This is a genomic window from Bacillus sp. LR_5 (genome assembly GCF_042709275.1).
The window spans coordinates 1-1629 of record NZ_JAVAXX010000562.1 but is presented as its reverse complement, the minus strand read 5'-3'; the positions used below and the strand labels follow the sequence as shown (position 1 = coordinate 1629).

1 protein-coding gene is annotated in these 1629 nt (G+C 44.4%); it reads right to left on the bottom strand.

Annotation, left to right across the window (positions count from 1 at the left end; all coding sequences use genetic code 11):
* Positions 1–1629, bottom strand: a 1629-nt coding sequence (locus RAC86_RS38470; protein WP_377886930.1) for a condensation domain-containing protein, incomplete at both ends; no start/stop codon positions are given.

The following is a 1629-nucleotide window of genomic DNA, read 5'->3' as shown; positions in this document are numbered from 1 at the left end:
CAGACGCATCAAAGGAAAAAGAGGTTTTCACCATGACAATGTCATCTTCCGAAAGCGGAAACTGGTGCTGCATGCCGGTCAGAAAGGAAACAGCCTGACGGTGCTCAACGGCCACTCCTTTCGGCTGCCCGGTAGAGCCCGATGTATAGATGACATAGGCGAGAGATCCGTCGCTAACAGAAGCAGACACATGACGTTTTACTTCTTCACGCTCAAGAGATGTCATGTCAACTTCAAGCGTCTCTCCAGAAAAGTTCGGTGCGGAGCATCCCGGCTGTGTCAGCAAGAGCGATGCCCCGCTGTCTTTCAGCATGTAGCTCAGCCGCTCCTTTGGATACGCAGGATCAAGCGGCAAATACGCCCCTCCGGCCTTCAATACAGCAAGGACAGCGATCAGCATGTCAGGTGAGCGTTCAGACAGGACACCGACGATACTTTCGTTTGTGACGCCGCGTGCCGCAAGGTGCGCAGCCAGTCGGCTGGCGTACATGTCAAGCTCAGCGTATGTCAGCGAACCGCCTGAAAAGCGAATGGCCAGCCGCTCCGGTGTGGAAGCTGCCTGTTGCTCAAACAGCCCATGCAGGGTGAAAGCTTTAGGCGAAACAGCTTCCGTCTTGTTAAACTCATACAACAATTTTTGCTTTTCTCTTGTATTCGTCATATCTAATTCTCTTATAAAGCTGTGCGGATGTTGAAGGGCGTTTTCCAGTATGGTAAGCAAATAAGATTGTATTCGTTTAATATCCTCAAGAGAAAACAAGGTATTTTGATAGTCGAAATTTAATTGAATGGTTTCATCGTCTATCCGTTCTTGTATTTGAACTGAAAGCTCATTCGCGGTGTATCCGCTGAAATAAAGCGCTGTTTCATAGTCAAAATCATCTGCATTATGCCACTGAAGTGGCTGATACTGCATAGATATACCGATAAGGTTGTGTAAATCCTTCTGTTCATTTCTTAATTCATTTACAAGCAAATTATAAGGAAACCGTTGATGACGCATAACAGAAAGCTGTTCCCTGCCTATTGTGCGGACAAAGGAAAGAAAATCTGTGTCAGGATCAACCGTTATTCTGATTGGAAGGGAACTAACGAACATGCCGAGCATTTCTTTTTCAGCCTTTGAACCTCTGTTGCCATAGTAGGTGCCAATGGCAAGATCTTTTTTAGAAGTGATTCGGCTGATGCATATGTAAAATGAAGCCATAAATAAGGAAATGATATTGATCTTGTGTTCTGCGCAGAAGATTCGAATCGTTTGCTCTAGATCAGGTGAAAGAATGATGGTGTCTCTGGATGCAGATGTGCTCTGTTTTTGTAAGGACGTCTGGTCGGCTAACGAGTGGTATTCCAACGGGTGCTCAAAGGTTTGCGTCCAAAATAAACGGTCCTTTGCAAACCGCGGAGATTGTAGATATTGACTCTCTTTTTCGATGTAGCTCAAGTAAGAAGGTTCCGGCTGATCAGGTAAAGGATCTTTCTTTTTCATTTTTTGATAAAGATCTATAATTTGATTTCCCATCACATTTAAAGAGATTCCATCCATTATGATATGATGGATTTTCGCAAATAGCCAAACTTCATGAGAGTCAATTCTAAGGAGGTAAAATTGATAAAGAGGCGAGTTGA